The sequence below is a fragment of the Micromonospora sp. RB23 genome, from assembly GCF_053585025.1.
This window is the reverse complement of record NZ_CM132111.1, coordinates 6,152,982-6,169,529: the sequence shown is the minus strand read 5'-3', so window position 1 is coordinate 6,169,529 and position 16,548 is coordinate 6,152,982. Positions and strand designations below refer to the sequence as shown.

At 70.8% G+C, this 16,548-nt stretch carries 13 protein-coding genes and 1 pseudogene; 10 read left to right on the top strand and 4 right to left on the bottom strand.

Annotation, left to right across the window (positions count from 1 at the left end):
- Positions 1 to 13 precede the first annotated feature (13 nt).
- Both ACTFTM_RS28085 and ACTFTM_RS28080 read left to right on the top strand, forming a co-directional pair.
- A complete protein-coding gene (locus tag ACTFTM_RS28085) occupies positions 14 to 958 on the top strand; it encodes an NUDIX hydrolase (RefSeq protein ID WP_449566757.1) in 945 nt (314 codons plus the stop codon).
- 347 nt (positions 959 to 1,305) lie between these two features.
- Positions 1,306 to 2,241, top strand: a complete 936-nt coding sequence (locus tag ACTFTM_RS28080; RefSeq protein ID WP_449566756.1) for a CDP-alcohol phosphatidyltransferase family protein — start codon at positions 1,306 to 1,308, stop codon at positions 2,239 to 2,241.
- 51 nt (positions 2,242 to 2,292) lie between these two features.
- Here the strand turns inward: ACTFTM_RS28080 and ACTFTM_RS28075 are convergent, their stop codons facing one another.
- The 3 genes and pseudogenes from ACTFTM_RS28075 to ACTFTM_RS28065 form a co-directional block, all read right to left on the bottom strand.
- The gene (locus ACTFTM_RS28075) at positions 2,293 to 3,546 is read right to left on the bottom strand and encodes a phosphatidylserine decarboxylase (protein WP_449563378.1); all 1,254 of its coding nucleotides are present in this window, start codon (positions 3,544 to 3,546) and stop codon (positions 2,293 to 2,295) included.
- A gap of 634 nt (positions 3,547 to 4,180) precedes the next feature.
- A pseudogene (locus tag ACTFTM_RS28070) lies at positions 4,181 to 4,387 on the bottom strand (hypothetical protein); the annotation flags it as partial.
- The gene (locus ACTFTM_RS28065) at positions 4,384 to 6,195 is read right to left on the bottom strand and encodes a PspC domain-containing protein (RefSeq protein WP_449563377.1); all 1,812 of its coding nucleotides are present in this window, start codon (positions 6,193 to 6,195) and stop codon (positions 4,384 to 4,386) included. The pseudogene ACTFTM_RS28070 and the gene ACTFTM_RS28065, both read right to left, overlap by 4 nt.
- Before the next feature lie 159 nt (positions 6,196 to 6,354).
- Here ACTFTM_RS28065 and ACTFTM_RS28060 point away from each other — a divergent pair, with 159 nt between their 5' ends.
- From ACTFTM_RS28060 to ACTFTM_RS28025, 8 genes are all read left to right on the top strand, one after another.
- Positions 6,355 to 7,620 carry a PspC domain-containing protein gene (locus tag ACTFTM_RS28060; protein WP_449563376.1) on the top strand — a complete coding sequence of 422 codons (1,266 nt, stop codon included), beginning with the start codon at positions 6,355 to 6,357 and terminating at the stop codon, positions 7,618 to 7,620.
- Between the two features lie 2 nt (positions 7,621 to 7,622).
- Positions 7,623 to 8,303, top strand: coding sequence for a response regulator (locus ACTFTM_RS28055; RefSeq protein WP_449566755.1), 681 nt, complete (start codon positions 7,623 to 7,625; stop codon positions 8,301 to 8,303).
- A 191-nt stretch (positions 8,304 to 8,494) separates the two neighbouring features.
- Positions 8,495 to 9,658, top strand: coding sequence for a Cys-Gln thioester bond-forming surface protein (locus tag ACTFTM_RS28050; protein ID WP_449563375.1), 1,164 nt, complete (start codon positions 8,495 to 8,497; stop codon positions 9,656 to 9,658).
- A 697-nt stretch (positions 9,659 to 10,355) separates the two neighbouring features.
- Complete coding sequence (locus ACTFTM_RS28045) at positions 10,356 to 11,996, top strand: peptide ABC transporter substrate-binding protein (protein ID WP_449563374.1); 1,641 nt, start codon at positions 10,356 to 10,358, stop codon at positions 11,994 to 11,996.
- Between the two features lie 149 nt (positions 11,997 to 12,145).
- Positions 12,146 to 13,072 (top strand): ABC transporter permease, encoded by a 927-nt coding sequence (locus tag ACTFTM_RS28040; RefSeq protein ID WP_449563373.1) that lies wholly within the window; start codon positions 12,146 to 12,148, stop codon positions 13,070 to 13,072.
- A complete protein-coding gene (locus ACTFTM_RS28035; RefSeq protein WP_449563372.1) occupies positions 13,065 to 14,024 on the top strand; it encodes an ABC transporter permease in 960 nt (319 codons plus the stop codon). The genes ACTFTM_RS28040 and ACTFTM_RS28035 overlap by 8 nt, the downstream gene beginning before the upstream one ends.
- 25 nt (positions 14,025 to 14,049) lie before the next feature.
- On the top strand, positions 14,050 to 15,078 hold the full coding sequence (locus ACTFTM_RS28030) for an ABC transporter ATP-binding protein (protein ID WP_449566754.1): 1,029 nt from the start codon (positions 14,050 to 14,052) through the stop codon (positions 15,076 to 15,078).
- The gene (locus ACTFTM_RS28025) at positions 15,071 to 16,084 is read left to right on the top strand and encodes an ABC transporter ATP-binding protein (RefSeq protein WP_449563371.1); all 1,014 of its coding nucleotides are present in this window, start codon (positions 15,071 to 15,073) and stop codon (positions 16,082 to 16,084) included. Before ACTFTM_RS28030 ends, ACTFTM_RS28025 begins: the two co-directional genes overlap by 8 nt.
- A gap of 74 nt (positions 16,085 to 16,158) precedes the next feature.
- On the opposite strand, the gene ACTFTM_RS28020 is transcribed toward ACTFTM_RS28025, so the two are convergent.
- Entirely contained in the window at positions 16,159 to 16,548 is a 390-nt protein-coding gene (locus ACTFTM_RS28020) for a chorismate mutase (RefSeq protein ID WP_449563370.1), read from the bottom strand.

Here is a 16,548-nt window from a genome sequence, read left to right as displayed (position 1 = left end):
CGGCGATAACTTCATGATCACCGGGTTGGTGCGGGGGGCGGGGAGTGGGGGAGTGGTAGGCGTGGGTCGGGTGAGCTTGGTGCGGCTGGTTGGTTCCTATGGGTTGTTGGGGGATCTGGGGCGCTTTCTGGTTGTTCGGGAGGATGGGGCGCGGGTCTGGTCTCTGCCCGGCGGGCTTCTCCAGCACGCTGAGCACCCGGAGCGGGCCGTGGTGCGCGCGTTCTCCGCGCAGACCGGGTTGACCGCGTCGGTGGGTCGGCTGCGCGCTGTCGTCGCGGACGCGAACGCCGACGCGGGCGGCGGTGTCTCGGTGCACACCGACCGGTTGCTGTTCGACGTGGCCGTACCCGACGGTGTGCCGGAGGTCACCGGCAGTGGTGTCGAGACCCGGTGGGTCGGCACCGACGAGGCGAGCGCGTTGCCATTGACGCCCTTCAGCGCCGAACTGCTCGGTCTGCCCGCCGTCCCGCTTTCCGCCGACGTGTACCCGCCCGCCGAGCCGCCCGCGCCGTCGCATCCGGATCGCCGGTTGCGCTTCGGGGCGTACGGGCTGGTCACCGACTCGGCGGGGCGGATCCTGCTGACCCAGATCGCCGACGGCTATCCCGGGGCCGGCAAGTGGCACCTGCCGGGCGGGGGCACCGATCACGGCGAGCAGCCGACCACCGGGCTGCTCCGGGAACTGGTGGAGGAGGGCGGTCAGGTGGGCCGTGTGGTGGAGTTGCTCGGCGTGGACAACCTGCACAATCCGGCCGCGCTCGGCCCGGAGGGCCGTCCACTGGACTGGCACGGCGTCCGGGTGGTCTATCGGGTGCTGGTGGACGCTCCCACCGACGCCGTGGTGACCGAGTCCGCCGGCGGCTCGACCGCCCGGGCTGGCTGGTTCACCGCCGCCGAGACCGCTGCCCTGCCGCTGACCGGCATCGCTGCCTGGGCAATCGGACAGCTGGGCGCATAGCGCCCGGCTCAGCGAGCCGAGTTGGCTACCCTCCGGTAGAGTCAGAGACGGGAATGGTGGAGGAAACGGGCGATGAAGCCCGGGATGGGAATTAGAAGGCGGTTCGAGCGGTTTGCACTAGATAAGTACCGCCGGCAGCTATCGCCAAGCCCTGTTCCCCTATGCGATGGTGTACTCCGCCAAAACGGCTGCCGGGCCACGCAAGGTCCGGCACGAGACAGCCGGACACCCGCCCCCCGAGGGCGGCAAGCCGATCCGGTGATGGAGGAAACGTGCCGAGAGCCCTATGGCGCCGGCGTCGTACGACCGACAGTCCGCGCCCCGCTGGGCGTCGCTGGGCGGGCCGGTTGCGCCGCAGCAGCACGTTCGCCCGGCAGGTGTTGCTGGTCCGCGTGGGCCGCCGCGACGGTGACCTGCGGACCACCGACCTGACACTCTCCGAGCACCGGTACGCCGACCGCCAGCGCCGTCGCTACGGTCTGGACCGGCTCAGCCGGCCTGCCGGCGTCACCCGCGCCGCCGGCATCGAGGCGGTCATGCCGGTCAGCCCGGCGCTGCCGACGGCGCACACCGACGAGGCCACCGCCGGATCGATCCCCCTTCTTCCCGGCGAGCGCACGATGGCCCGCCGGATGAAGTTCGCCGTGGTCAACGCCTGCACCCTGTCCAGCCTGATGCTCGGCATGCTGGCGATCTTCCTGGCCATGCAGGGTGAGGTGCGCATCGCCGCCCTCTGCCTGATCGCCTGCGTCATCTTCGACGGCCTGGACGGCGCGTTGGCGCGCCGGCTCGGCGTCGCCAGCCCGTTCGGCGCCCAGATGGACTCGCTGGCCGACATGTGCTCGTTCGGCCTCGCCGCGCCCGTGGTGGTCTACGCCTCGCTCGCCGGTTCCGTGTCGACGGCCGCGGCCGCGGTCGCCTGCGCGCTGGTGGCAGCGTGCGCGGCGATCCGGCTGGCCCGCTTCAACGTCTCGCCGAAGGACGGCCGCTTCTTCTGCGGCGTCCCCACCACCATGGCCGCCGCCGTGCTCGCCGTGACCGTGGCGATCGGTCTGCCGGTGCCCGGCCTCGTGCTCGTGGCCGGCGTGGCGCTGCTCGCCTTCGCGATGGTGTCCAGCTTCCCGTACGCCAAGCTCGCACGCCTGGTGAAGCTGCCGCCGTGGCTCTGGCTCGCCCCGGTCCTCGGCGCGCTCGTCGACGTCCGGCTCACGTTCGCCCTGATCGTGGTCGGCTACCTGGTCAGCGGGCCGGTGCTCTGGCTGCGCCAGCGTCGTACCGCCTGATCCGACGTACGAGAACGGGGCGCCGCGCACAGCGGCGCCCCGTTCTTCGTCTCAGCGCCAGCGGGCGATGACCGTGGCGCCGCCGACCACCTTGTCGCCCGGCCCCACCAGCGGTTCCGCCGCGTCGGCCGGCAGGTAGACGTCGGTCCGCGAGCCGAACCGGATGAGCCCGAACCGCTCGCCCTTGGCCAGCAGCGCGCCGATCGGCGCACGCTGCACGATGCGGCGGGCGATCAGGCCGGTCCGCTGCGCGACCACCACCGTGCCGCGGCTGGTGTCCAGCACGGTGTACGCCGCGACGTTGTGCTCGGCGTCCGGCTTCATGGCGTTGACGAAACCACCGTCAGCGACGAAGTAGTCCACCACCTTGCCGGCGACCGGGGCACGGTTGACGTGCACGTCCAGCACGGACAGGAAGACCGCGACGCGCAACCATTCGCCGTCACCGAACCGCTCGTCGTACAGCCGCTGCACCGACAGGACCTTGCCGTCCGCGCTGGCCACCACGGCGTTCGGGTCCTCGGGCACGTCCCGCTGGGGATCCCGGAAGAACGCGGCGACCGGGCCGGCCGCCAGCGCGGGCAGCAGCCACAGCTTGGACGACGGACGCGCCACCCGGGCCAGCGCCGCCAGACCCAGCGTGATGCCCGCCGCCGCCACTCCGTTGGAGTCGATGTGCATGCCCCTGGTCAGCGGCACGCTGGACGGCCGGTACGCCGGGGCCAGCCGGTCGGCCGCCGCCGGACTGGCCGGCGTGAACCGCAGCCGGTGTACCCGTAGCGGCGGCGAGTTGCGCAGGACCAGATCGCTGCCCACGCCGTACAGGGCGTCCTGGCGGCCCAGCTCGCCGGCCGCGCCGGTGGTCCGGCCCGGCGTCGCGGTGGTGGCGACGCTCAGCACCGCCCCGTCGACGAGGTACTTCGAGAATCCCTGGATGTCGTTACGGGCCTCCTCGGCGGTGCCGACGAACGCCTCACCGGCGATGACCACCGCGGCCGGCTCGGCGTCGGTGAGCGAGTCGATCACGCGTACCCGGTCGGCGACCCACCGGCCCTGGGCGGTGACGTGCTCGCGGAGCGCGGTGGCGGTGGACGACTCGGCGGGCACCACGGTGAGCCGATCGCCGGGGAGCAACGCCTCGATCGCGGCGGCCAGCACCGCGGACTCCGGGCTCGCGCCGACCAGCAGGGCGACCTTCGGGTCGTTCATCCGGGCCAGCTCGGCGACGAGCGTACGGGCGGCTCGCTCGCCGATGCGGACCGGACCGGACCGACCGGTGGTACGCACGGCGGGGGACTGCGTCATGACGGGCGGGCTCCTGACGGGTAGAGACGGGAATCGCGGCGGGGGCGCCATGGCGGGACGGGCCGGCCGGCGGAGGCGAGATCTCCACCGGCCAGCATATGCGCCTGTCCGCCACTGCCGCACCGGCGAGCCCTGCGGCCCGGACCGCCAGCCGGGGTCAGGAACCCTCCCGCCGCCCCGGCCGCTCGTCCACGCCCGCCGGATCGTCCCCGGTGGTGCGGTCCTCGGTGGCGTGGTCGTCGGTGGTGTGGTCGTCGCGGGCCGCCGGATCCCTGTCGGCTCCCGACGTATCGGCGGCCCCGTTCTCGCCGTCCGACTGGTCGACCCGGGTCGACGCGGCGGCCTGCGCCGCGACCGGAGGGGTCTCCGGCTCCGCAGTGGCGTGAGCCAGCCAGGCGGGATGGACCATGCCGGCCGTCGACGCGTCCGCTGTCCGCAGCTCCGCCGTGGGCGGCTCCGGAGTGCGCAGCGCGGCCGTGGGCGGCTCCGGCGTGCGCAGCGCGGCGTCGGGTGTGGCCCCGAACGCGGTCGGCGCGTACACGGGCGGCTCGAACGCGGCCGTCCACGACGTGTCCTGTTCGGTTGCGACGGGCGCGACCGTGGCAGCGGGTGCCGTCGCAACCGGCTCGGTGGTCTCGTGCGGCTCCGGGCGGGTGGATCGACCGGAGCGCAGCGCGCCGACCAGACCGAAGACCCCGATCAGGATCAGCGCGCCGGCCAGGAACCAGCCGACCGGCGGCAGCGCGAGCCCGAGCAGTTGGGCGAGCAGCCACCAGGCCGACAGCGCCAGGAACACCAGCCCGAAGGCGAACGAGAGCAGGTCCGTGCGGTGAGCCTTCACCGGGTCACCTCCAGGTTGCCGGCATTGACGTGGATGTACAGCCGTAACTTCCCGCCGCCGGGGCCGTCCGCGCCCAGGTCGGTGGACTCCCGCAGCCGGCCGTCGATTCCGCCGGATCGGTTGCCGAAGACGGTGGCGTCGCCCGCGTTGACGTCGGCCACCGTCGTGACGTCCACGTTCGGCGGTACGACCACGGTCGCCTGACCGAAGTTGATCGCCACCGTCACCTGGGTGTCCTGTTTCGTGAAGTCGATGCCGCGCAGGTCGAGGACGGCGTCACCGAAACTGTTCTCGTACCGGTCGGCGAGGTCGCGGTAGTCGGTGGGCGCCCAGGTGACCGCCCCGTCCACGCCCCGGATCCGGTCGTAGGACTCGGCGACGGTCGCCGTGCCCAGCGCGGCGGCCGTCACCAGACCCAGCGCGATCAACCAGCGCGCCCGGCCGAACCAGGTGCCGACCAGCAGTCCCAGCCCGATGGTGGCCAACGCGGCAGCGAAGTACGCCGAGGCGCCGACGTCGAAGACGTCCAACAGGTCGAGCAGGGCGACCACGCCGAGCGCCAGGAAGATCAGCGAGAAGGTCACCGGACCGAGCGACGAACGCTCCCGGGGCCGCTTGGGCGGCTTCGGTGGCTTCAGCGGGGGGTACGCGGCCGGCGCCGGTGCGGCGTACGGGCCGTGTGGCGCGAACGGAGGGCGGTATCCGCCCGGCGTCGTCGCCCCGGGTTGGGTGGACGGGACGGCGGCGGGGACGGCGGTCACCGGCGCCGACGGCCAGCCGCTGGTGGGCGTGTCGCTACCCGGCCAGCCGGTGCCCTGCGACGCGGCCGTCGCGGCGGCCGGCTGTGCGGACACCGGGCCTGCCCCGGACACCATCGCCACCGGGGATTCCGGCTGCGCGCCGAAGGTCGGCGGCGTGGTGGCGGCCGGCTGACCGCCCTGGACGGGCGGGTACGCGGTGGCGTACGACGGGGCGTCGCCCGCGAGCGGCGCGGTCGCCAGCGGACCGCTGGGCGGCACCGTGCCGTGCGCGGGAGCGGGCCAGGCGACCGGCGGGACCGGCCCGGGTGGCGTGCCCGCCGGGGAGGGCGGCACCGGCCCACCCGACGGCTGTGGCCCACGGTTGTCCCGGTTGAGCAGCAACGCGCCGCCGATCAGGATGGCCGCGCCGAGCAGCACCGCGCGGAAGGCGTCGGTGACGATGTAGCCGAAACTCGCGGCCACCAGGATGCCCAGGATGATCACGGTCACCGGCGACATGCTGGAACGGCCCCGCCCCAGCATGGACTCCACCGGGGAGGCCGTGTCGCCCTCGTTGGGGATGATCAGCCAGGCGGCGACGTACACCAGGATGCCGATGCCGCCGAAGAAGCCGAGCACCGCGAGGAGCACCCGCCACAGCACCGGGTCGGTGTTGGTGGCCCGTCCGATCGCCGCGCAGACCCCGGCGAGGTAGCGGCCGTCGCGGGGCCGGACGAGGCCGTACCGCGAGGTGAAGCCGGTGCCGCCCAGCGGACCCACGGACGGTCCGGGCGCACCGGGCCCTCCGGGCGTACCCGCCGCGCCGCCGGGCCCGTAGCCCGTGCCGGCCGTACCCCCGGGGCCGTAGCCCGTGCCGGCCGCGAAGCCGGCGCCCGGCGCGTAGCCGGCGTTCGTCGGCTCGTACGGGGCGCCCGTCGTCGGGCCGGCGGGCGGGCCGAAGGTGGTCGGCTCGGTCCAGCCGGCGGGTGTCGTGGGCGGTGCGGGCGGTACTGAACCACCCGGTTGTGCCGACCCGGGGCGGGGCGGCGGGGCAGCATCCTCGGTCATGTCTCGATCCTGCTGCCCACCTCGCCCGAACGACCTCAGGACCCGACCCTGACGCCACCCTGAGATCTCCGAGGCCGGAATGTCGGGGGCGTCCCCGTGGTCGTGGGACGCCGCAGCGTGTGACGATCGGACTCACCGACCCGCATCCAGCCCACCACGTTGACCAGGGAGCCTGCGATCAGCACCGTGACCCCGCCTCCGCGCCTGTACCGGGCCCCCGAGCATCGGATGGCCGCCGGCGTCGCCGCCGGCATCGCCGACCACCTCGGCATCTCGGTGCTGCGCGTGCGCGTCGCGTTCATGGTGCTGCTCGGGCTCAGTGGGCTCGGGCTGCTGCTGTACGCGGCGTTCTGGGCGGTGGTGCCGCTGCGGCCCGGTGACACCGCCGTGCCGCCCCGGCGGGACGTGGCCCAGCTCCTGCCGTTCGTCGCGATCGGGCTCGGCGTCCTGTTGATCCAGGTGATGGTCTTCGACTCGGTCGGCGCGGCGGGCACCGCCGGCTGGCTGGTGGCCATCATCGCGGTCGGCGCGGGCGTGATCTGGCACCAGTCGGCGCCCGAGCGGCGGCGGCGCTGGGGCGAGACGATGCCGGTCCCGTGGCTCGGGGCGGTCGTCGAGGAGAGCGACCGGCGGGCCTTCGTGCTCCGGTTCATCGGCGGCGGGGTGCTGGTCGCGGTCGGCATCATCGGTGTCGCGGCGGTCTACTCGCCGGCACAGAACTTCGACGCGGTGATCAACGGGGTGATCTTCGCGCTGGTCGGCTTGGCCGGGGTCGGCGTCGTCACCGCCCCGGTGCTCTGGCGGACGTACAACCAGCTCCGCGCGGAGCGTGAGGGCCGCATCCGGGAGCAGGAGCGGGCCGAGCTGGCCGCGATGGTGCACGACCAGGTGCTGCACACCCTGGCGCTGATCCAGCGCAACGCGGGCGACGTCAAGACGGTGCAGCGGTTGGCGCGGGGACAGGAGCGCTCGCTGCGCAACTGGCTCTACAAGCCCACGGCCTCGCCGAACGAGCGTTTCGCCGCGGCCCTGGAGCAGGCCGCCGCCGAGGTGGAGGACACGTTCGCGATCACCGTGGAGGCGGTGGTGGTGGGGGACCGTGAGACCGACGAGAAGGTCGGCGCGCTTGTCGCCGCCGCCCGGGAGGCGCTGGTCAACGCGGCGCGGCACGCCGGCGTGCAGACCGTGTCGCTCTACGCCGAGGTGGAACCGGAACAGGTAAGTGTCTTCGTCCGGGACCGGGGCAAGGGCTTCGATCCGGATACGGTGGAGGACCACCGGCACGGCGTACGCGGTTCGATCATCGGACGGATGAAGCGGCACGGCGGACGGGCCGAGATCCGGTCCGGCCCGGGGGAGGGGACCGAGGTCCGGTTGATCCTGCCGATCTCCCGGGACTCGTCCGCGGCGGAGAGGAACAGATGACCATGGCCGAGCAGCCGACGGAGCACCCGACGGAGAGCCGTCCGGAACGCCTGCGGGTCTTCCTGGTGGACGATCACGCGATGTTCCGCGCCGGGGTACGTGCCGAGTTGGGCGTCCACGTCGAGGTGGTGGGCGAGGCGAGCACGGTGGCCGAGGCGGTCGCCCGGATCGCCGTCACGCTGCCGGACGTGGTGCTGCTCGACGTGCACATGCCCGACGGCGGTGGTCGCGCGGTGCTGGAGGCGATGCGGCGCAGCCACCCACAGGTCAAGTTCCTGGCCCTGAGCGTCTCCGACGCGGCCGAGGACGTGATCGGGCTGATCCGGGCCGGGGCCCGGGGGTACGTCACCAAGACCATCTCTCCGGACGAGTTGGCTGCAGCGATCCGCCGGGTGGCCGACGGTGACGCCGTGTTCAGCCCCCGCCTGGCCGGGTTCGTGCTGGACGCGTTCGCGGCCCGGCCGGACGCGCCGGTCGCGGACCCGGAGTTGGACCAGCTCACCAACCGCGAGCGGGAGGTGCTGCGCCTGCTCGCCCGGGGGTACGCGTACAAGGAGATCGCCAAGGAGCTGTTCATCTCCATCAAGACGGTGGAGACGCACGTGTCCAACGTGCTGCGCAAGCTCCAGATGTCCAACCGGTACGAGCTTTCCCGCTGGGCGGCGGACCGCCGGCTCGTGTGATTAATTCCTCCGCCCCGGCATTTCGGGCACATGCCACGGATGCCGCCGGGCGGGGCTGACAAAAGATCACTCGTGGTTCCATACTGCCCCGGTCCCGTTTCCGCGCGTGGGTGTCGCATCCCGTGGAAACGACGGCTCACGCGCGTGCCCGCGAATCGCGGGTCACCCCTGGGGGAGAGGTACCACTTCTGATGTTCGGACAACGAGGACGACGCTGGGCGCGGATCGCCCTGGCGGCTGTCGCCGGCAGCGCCCTGGCGTTCGGCGTGGCGGGCGTCGCCGCCGCCGCTCCGGCCACCGGCGTGGCCAAGATGGTCGAGGGCAGCGACGTCATCCTGAAGCTCGACGGCAAGACGCGCTCGACGGCTGCGCTCGCTCTGAAGATCGACGGCAAGCTGGTGCCGGCGTTCTGCATCGACTACCGCACCAGCGTGAAGCTCGACGGCAAGTACGAGGAGGGCACCTGGGACGAGTCCGAGGTGAAGAACCTCGGCAAGGTGCAGTGGGTGCTCACCCACGGTTACCCGAACGCCGACTCGACCAAGCTCCTCGCCGCCGCCGGCGTGGACACCAAGATCGGCAAGAAGCAGCTCGACAACCTGCTCTACTTCGGCACCCAGACCGCCGTCTGGCACTTCAGCGACGGCATCGAGCTGGGCCCCTGGGAGAAGGGTCTGCTCGCCGAGAAGCAGTACGCGGTGGTCAAGCAGGTCCGTGACTACCTGGTCAACAACGCCACCGACCAGCCGGAGCCGCGCGCCGAGCTGTCCGTCGACCCGGCCAGCGCCACCGCGACGGTCGGCGGCAAGGCCGGTCCGTTCACGGTGAAGGGCCCGGCGGGAACCATCACCGTCGCGGCCACCGGCGGCACCGCCGTCGACGCCGAGGGCAAGCCGGTCACCACGACCACCAACGGCGGGCAGTTCTGGCTGGCCGCCGAGGCCGCCGGCACGGTCAACGTGACCCTGACCGCGCAGGACTCGGTCTCCTTCGGCCGCGTCTTCCTGTTCACCGGCCCCAAGAAGGCGCAGAAGCTGATCCTCGGTGGCAGCACCGGCGCCACCGTCACCGCCCGGGCCGCGGCCACCTTCACGGCCGTACCCACGACGCCGCCGGCGACCCCGTCGGCGACCCCGAGCGCGTCGGCCTCGCCGACCACCCCGTCGGCCACCCCGTCGGACTCGGCACAGCCGGCCAGCCCGGCCCCGTCCACGTCGCCGGCGAGCAACGGTGGCGGCCTGCCGCTGACCGGTTCGCCGATCGCGGCGGCGGCGACCGCGGGTCTGCTGCTGCTCGCCGCGGGCGCGGTGGCCGTTCTGGTGGTGCGTCGCCGCAAGGTCCGCTTCACCGCCTGATCCATCCAGGGCCTGCCTCATAAGGGCGGCCGGCCAGTTCTTGAGAAGCAGGCCCTGACCGCACCATCGGCCCCGGAACCGCGTGAGCGGTGCCGGGGCCGATGTCGTCCCGGCGGTCGTCGGGTCGGAAGGCCGCCTGCGGCACCCTCGTCCACCCAGTCGGCGCGGGTGCCCGTGTAGCGGACGAGGGCATCGTCCGGACGGGTAAAGAACGGCGAGTGCGCGATCGGCTACGGATCGACGGGCACCGCGGTGGTGTGGCTCGCGGAGGGGCGGATCTGAGCGGCGCACGGGTCTTCTGGCAGGTCGGAGCAGTGGGGCCGGAGACCTGCACCGCGACCGTTTTATGATCATTTTTCAAGTATCGACATCATGGCGGGCAACTAACGGCTTGATAACGGCACCTTCACGGAAGAGGCCAGTGGGTGTCACAGTGGCAGCACCTCACCCTCGGTGTGTGGCACTCCGTACGGCCGACGACCATGATCTCCGCTGTTTCCCGGCGGGTTCGTGGTCGCGACGCCTGCGTAGGGTCGTGCCCCGTCGGGTGGGGAGCCCGGCGGATCGGAACATCAGGGGTGTCCCCAACTTCCCTGTGGTCCCGGCGACCTCTGCCCCGGGGTAGCCGGGCGGTGTCACCCCCAGACGTGCGTGAAACCCACGACGGAACCAGGTTAGAAAGAGGAGGCCCCTCGGAATGAGAGTCTCGAAGCGGGCGACGAGCGCGATCGCGCTCAGCGCGGCTGCCGCGCTTGTCGCGAGCGGTTGCTCGAGCGGTGACGGTGACGGCGACGCTGCCGCCAGCAAGGATGGCGCCATCGTCATCCACGGCGTCCAGCCGGAGAACCCGCTGGTTCCGTCGAACACCACGGAGACCGGCGGTGGCAAGGTCATCGACTGGCTGTTCACCGGCCTGGTCGAGTACCCGAACGACGGTGGGGCCCCGCGCAACGCGCTGGCCGAGTCCATCGACACCAAGGACTCCAAGGTCTTCACGATCAAGATCAAGAAGGGTACCAAGTTCCACGACGGTACCGAGGTGAAGGCGAAGAACTTCGTCGACGCCTGGAACTGGGCCGCGTACTCGCCGAACGGCGCGCAGAACGGCTCCTTCTTCGCGGACATCGCGGGCTTCGACAAGACCTACACCGAGGACCCGGACGGTCCGGACGGCCCGCAGAAGGCCCCGGCCCCGACGGCCAAGGAGCTCTCCGGCCTGAAGGTCATCGACGACCAGACCTTCGAGGTCACCCTCGCCGCCCCGACCGCGGTCTTCCCGACCAAGCTCGGCTACAGCGCCTTCATGCCGCTGCCGGACAAGTTCTTCACCATGAAGCCCGAGGAGTTCGGTAAGAACCCGATCGGCAACGGCCCGGTGAAGTTCGTGTCGTGGCAGGACAACGTCCTCATCAAGCTGACGCGCTTCGACGACTACAACCTGCGCGACAAGATGAAGATCAAGGACGTCGACGTCAAGCTGTACCAGGACGAGACGGCCGCGTACGCCGACCTGCTCGCCAACAACCTCGACTTCATGGAGGTTGTCCCCACCTCGGCGCTCGCCGGTGACAAGTGGAAGACCGACCTCGGCGACCGGGGCCTGAACACGGTCACCCCGTCGACCGCGTTCATCGCGTTCCCGATCTACGACAAGCGCTTCCAGAACGCCAAGCTGCGTCGCGCGGTCTCGCTGTCGATCAACCGGCAGGAGATCTCGGACAAGATCTTCTTCGGTACCCGCAAGCCGGCCGACAGCTGGGCGAACCCGCTGACCCCGGGCGCCAAGCCGGGCAACTGCACCGCCTGCAAGTTCGACCCGACCACGGCCAAGCAGCTGCTGACCGAGGCCGGCGGCTTCACCGGTGAGATGGTCTTCTACTACAACGCCGACTCCAGCCACAAGGACTGGATGGACGCCGTTGCGCAGCAGGTCAAGACCAACCTCGGCATCGAGGCTCGCGCCGAGGGCATCCCGACCTTCGCGGTCTTCCGGCAGAACATCAACGCCCACAAGATGACCGGCCCGTACCGTGCCGCGTGGCAGCAGGACTACCCGGACGTGGAGAACTGGGTCAACCCGCTCTACGTCAAGGGCGGCTCCTCGAACGACGGTCTCTACAGCAACCCGCAGGTCGACACCCTGGCCAAGCAGGCCAGCGCCGCGCCGAGCCTGGAGGCCTCGCACGAGGCGTTCGCCAAGGCCGTCGAGGTTGTCGACCAGGACGTCCCGAGCATCCCGATCTACTTCTACGGCCAGCAGTCCGGCCACTCGGAGAAGATCAAGAAGCTCGAGCTGAACAACGTCGGCGAACTCGACATCACCTCGGTCGAGCTCTGATCCGTACGGTCTGACCCCGGGTCGGGCTCGCCACATCCGGTGAGCCCGACCCGGGGCCGTTCCGCGAGTGGGTGCTACAACATGCCACTCGCCACGTTGTCACCACCGTGTCGGCCGTCCGACGCGCCCCCTGTCTGGAGGACCACCCCATGGGCCGTTATCTGTTGAGACGGCTGCTCCAACTCGTGCCGGTCTTCATCGGCTCGACATTCCTGATCTACTGGCTCGTCTGGTCCGTCCCGGGCGACCCGTTCGCCGGCAAGTGCGGCGAGCGCCGCTGCCCGGATCAGTACGTCGCGTACATGACCGAGAAGTACCACCTGGACCAGAACGTCTTCGTGCAGTACGGCAACTACATGAAGAACCTCCTTCAGGGCGACTTCGGGCAGACGTTCTCGCAGCGCGAAATCGGCGACATCATCGCCACGGCGTACCCGAACACGCTGAAGCTGGCCCTGGTCGCGCTCGCCATCGAGGCCGTCGTCGGCCTCGGCGCCGGCATCCTGACCGGTCTGCGCCGCAACGGCTTCCTGGACAACCTGGTCCTGGTCTCGACCCTCTTCCTGCTCGCGCTGCCGGTGTTCGTCGTCGGCTTCGTGCTGCAGTGGCTGCTGGGTGTGCAGTGGGGCATCGTCAAGCCGACCGTCTCGTCCGAGATGCGGTTGTCCGAACTGATCGTCCCGGGCTTCGTGCTCGGTAGCGCGTCGGTGGCGTACATCGCCCGGGTGGCCCGCACGAGCATCGCGGAGAACCGCCGCGCCGACTACGTGCGTACCGCCATCGCCAAGGGCCTGCCCATGCGCCGCGTCGTGGGTGTGCACCTGCTGCGCAACTCGCTCATTCCGGTGGTCACCCTGCTCGGCACCGACCTCGGCGCCCTGATGGGCGGCGCGATCGTCACCGAGGGCATCTTCGGCATCAACGGAATCGGCCGTGAGGTCTACCGGGCGATCGTCACCAAGGAAAGCGCTACCGTGGTTGGCATCGTGGTCGTACTGGTCCTCGTCTATCTGCTGATGAACCTGTTGGTCGACCTGCTCTACGCCGCCCTGGACCCGAGGATCCGTTATGAGTGACCCAAGCACCGCATCGATCGTCAGCACCCCTCCCGCGCAGGCGACCGACACCCCGACCGCCCCCGGACCGCAGGGCAACGAGAAGCCGCGTGGTCTGCTCGGCGACGCCTGGCGTGACCTGCGCCGTAAGCCGCTGTTCTGGATCTCGGCGACGTTCATCGTCATTTTCCTGTTGATGGCGGCCTTCCCGTCGCTGTTCGCCCCGGGCGACGCCGTCAACGGCTCGCTGTCGCGCAGCCTCGAGAAGGCGTCCGGGAGCGCCTGGTTCGGGTACGACCTGCAGGGCCGGGACGTCTACGCCCGGGTCATCTACGGCGCTCGCGCGTCCGTCGTGGTCGCCGTGCTCTCCGTGATCGGCACGCTGCTGGTCGGCGGCACCATGGGCATCATCGCCGGCTACATCGGTGGCTGGGTCGACACGTTGCTCAGCCGGATCGCCGACGTGTTCTTCGGGGTTCCGTTCGTGCTCGGCGCGATCGTCATCCTGACCACGTTCAACGGCTCGGGCAGCAGCAACAGCAAGGCCGAGATCATGGGCCTGGTGACCATCTCGCTGATCGTGCTGAGCTGGCCGGTCGTGATGCGGTTGATGCGCTCCTCGGTGCTCGCCACCAGGGAGGCCGACTACATCGTCGCGGCTCGCGCGCTGGGCGCCGGCAGCGGTCGGATCATCCTCAAGCACCTGCTGCCGAACTGTCTGGCCCCGCTGCTGGTCTACGGCACGATCATGGTCGGCTCGTTCATCGGCGCCGAGGCCACCCTGTCGTTCCTGGGTGTCGGCCTGAAGTCGCCGGTGGTGTCCTGGGGCATCATGATCAGCGAGGGCAAGGATTTCATCCGGGTCGCGCCGGGGCTGGTGTTCTTCCCCGCAGCCTTCCTCGTCGCCGCAGTGCTGAGCTTCGTGATGCTCGGCGAGGCGGTCCGCGAGGCCCTCGATCCGAAACTCCGCTAGGGGAGATCCAGTGTCCGACATTCTCGTGTCCGAGCAGTCCGCGCCGGGATCCGGCGGGTCCGGACGTCCCTCCGGCCGGCTGCTCGAGGTCGACGACCTGCGGGTGGAGTTCCGTACCCGGGACGGCGTCGCAAAGGTCATCAACGGGGTCACGTACCACGTCGACGCGGGGGAGACCCTCGCCGTGCTCGGCGAGTCCGGCTCCGGCAAGAGCGTCACGGCGCAGACCATCATGGGCATCCTCGACACGCCTCCCGGGTTCGTCACCGGTGGGCAGGTCCGCTTCCACGGCAAGGACATGCTCACCATGTCCTCCGAGGAGCGCCGCCGCATCCGCGGCGAGGGCATCGCGATGATCTTCCAGGACGCGCTCTCCGCCCTGAACCCGGTCTTCACCGTCGGGTTCCAGATCGCCGAGCAGTTCCGGGTCCGGCGGGGCATGGGCCGCGCCGATGCCAAGAAGCGCGCGATCGAGATGCTCGACCAGGTCAAGATCCCGAACGCCAAGGGCCGGTTCAACAACTATCCGCACCAGTTCTCCGGTGGCATGCGGCAGCGCGCGATGATCGCGATGTCGCTGGCGCTCGACCCCGAGGTGCTGATCGCCGACGAGCCGACCACCGCGCTCGACGTGACCGTGCAGGCCCAGATCATGGACCTGCTCGCGGAGCTCCAGCGTGAGCGGCAGATGGGCATGATCCTGATCACCCACGACCTCGGCGTGGTCGCCGACGTCGCGGACCGGATCGCCGTCATGTACGCGGGCCGCATCGTCGAGGAAGCCGACGTGTACGACCTGTACGCCAAGCCGGCGCACCCGTACACGATGGGTCTGATCGACTCGATCCCGCGCCTCGACGAGAAGGGGCAGCAGCTCCGGACGATCAAGGGTCTCCCGCCGAACCTGATGAACATCCCGCCGGGCTGCCCGTTCAACCCGCGCTGCCCCATGGCTCAGCCGGTGTGCCGGGAGAAGGTCCCCCCGCTGCTTCAGGTGGGCCACGCCCGGGCCAGCGCCTGCCACTTCGCCGAGGAGCTGGTGAACCGTGTCTGAGAACATCCTCGAGGTCCGTGACCTGGTCAAGCACTACCCCGTCACGCAGGGTGTGGTGTTCAAGAAGACCGTCGGTCAGGTCAAGGCGGTCGACGGAGTCTCGTTCGGTCTGCGTGCCGGCGAGACGCTCGGTGTGGTCGGCGAGTCCGGCTGCGGTAAGTCGACCCTCGCCCGGGTTCTCATGAACCTGGAGAAGCCGACCGCCGGCAACGTGGTCTACAAGGGCCAGGACATCTCCAAGCTGTCCGGCGGCGCGCTGCGTCGGTTGCGTCGGCAGATCCAGCTGGTCATGCAGGACCCGTACACCTCGCTGAACCCGCGGATGACGGTCGGCGACCTGATCGGCGAGCCGTTCGAGATCCACCCGGAGGTGGCGCCCCGGGGCAGCCGTCGGGCCAAGGTCCGCGAGCTGCTCGACCTGGTCGGTCTGAACCCGGAGCACATCAACCGGTACCCGCACCAGTTCTCCGGCGGTCAGCGTCAGCGCATCGGTATCGCCCGGGCGCTCGCGCTGCGGCCCGAGGTGATCGTCTGCGACGAGCCCGTCTCGGCGCTGGACGTCTCCATCCAGGCCCAGGTGATGAACCTGCTGGAGAAGCTGCAGGGTGAGCTGGGACTTTCGTACATCTTCATCGCCCACGACCTGTCGGTGGTCCGCCACCTGTCGGACCGCGTGGCGGTGATGTACCTCGGCAAGATCGTCGAGATCGGCACCGAGGACGAGATCTACGAGCGGCCGACCCACCCGTACACCCAGGCGCTGCTCTCGGCGGTGCCGGTGCCGGACCCGACCCAGCGGAACAACAAGACGATCATCCGGCTCACGGGTGACGTGCCGTCGCCGATCAGCCCGCCCTCGGGCTGCCGGTTCCGGACCCGCTGCTGGAAGGCGCAGGAGGTCTGCGCCCAGCAGGTCCCGCTGCTGGAGATCCGGCGCGACTCGGACCACCCGAGCGCCTGCCACTTCGCGGAGCGGCGCGAGATCGTCGCCACCCACGAGGCGTGATTCACCGGAACCGCCTGCCGACGTCACCACGACGACGGCAGGCGGTTCCGTCTGTCCGGGCCCGCTGAGCGCCCTCAGAGCGGGCCGCGGCCCGCTCGCAGCAGCAGAAGCGCCAGTTGCGTACCGTCGGCGCCGAGCGCGAGCCGGAAGCGTTCCAGGATGTCCCGCTCCCGGGAGAGCACCAGCCGCGTGCCGCCGGAAGCCATCCGGGTCGCGCCCACCTCCCGCGACAGCGCGGCCCGCTCCTGCCAGAGCGTGATCAGGGCGTGGTCGATCTCGTCGATCCGCTCCCTGATCTGCACGATCCGCGCGGCGGCGGTCGAATCCACGGTGCCGGTCCGCGCATCGGCCGGGTCGCCGGACTCCACCGGAGGGCCCGCCTCGGGCACGCTCCCGTCCGCCAGGGCCTGTGCCGGGTCCGGCCGTGCCGGGCCGCCGTTCTGCTCCACCACGTCTGTCATCAT

Bases quoted from the DNA above. Each gene is read 5' to 3' on its own strand.
- ACTFTM_RS28040 (WP_449563373.1), top strand. From the start codon at position 12,146: ATGGGCCGTTATCTGTTGAGACGGCTGCTCCAACTCGTGCCGGTCTTC.
- ACTFTM_RS28020 (WP_449563370.1), bottom strand. From the start codon at position 16,548: ATGATGACAGACGTGGTGGAGCAGAACGGCGGCCCGGCACGGCCGGAC.
- ACTFTM_RS28055 (WP_449566755.1), top strand. From the start codon at position 7,623: ATGGCCGAGCAGCCGACGGAGCACCCGACGGAGAGCCGTCCGGAACGC.
- ACTFTM_RS28085 (WP_449566757.1), top strand. From the start codon at position 14: ATGATCACCGGGTTGGTGCGGGGGGCGGGGAGTGGGGGAGTGGTAGGC.
- ACTFTM_RS28050 (WP_449563375.1), top strand. From the start codon at position 8,495: ATGTTCGGACAACGAGGACGACGCTGGGCGCGGATCGCCCTGGCGGCT.
- ACTFTM_RS28065 (WP_449563377.1), bottom strand. From the start codon at position 6,195: ATGACCGAGGATGCTGCCCCGCCGCCCCGCCCCGGGTCGGCACAACCG.
- ACTFTM_RS28035 (WP_449563372.1), top strand. From the start codon at position 13,065: ATGAGTGACCCAAGCACCGCATCGATCGTCAGCACCCCTCCCGCGCAG.
- ACTFTM_RS28075 (WP_449563378.1), bottom strand. From the start codon at position 3,546: ATGACGCAGTCCCCCGCCGTGCGTACCACCGGTCGGTCCGGTCCGGTC.
- ACTFTM_RS28045 (WP_449563374.1), top strand. From the start codon at position 10,356: ATGAGAGTCTCGAAGCGGGCGACGAGCGCGATCGCGCTCAGCGCGGCT.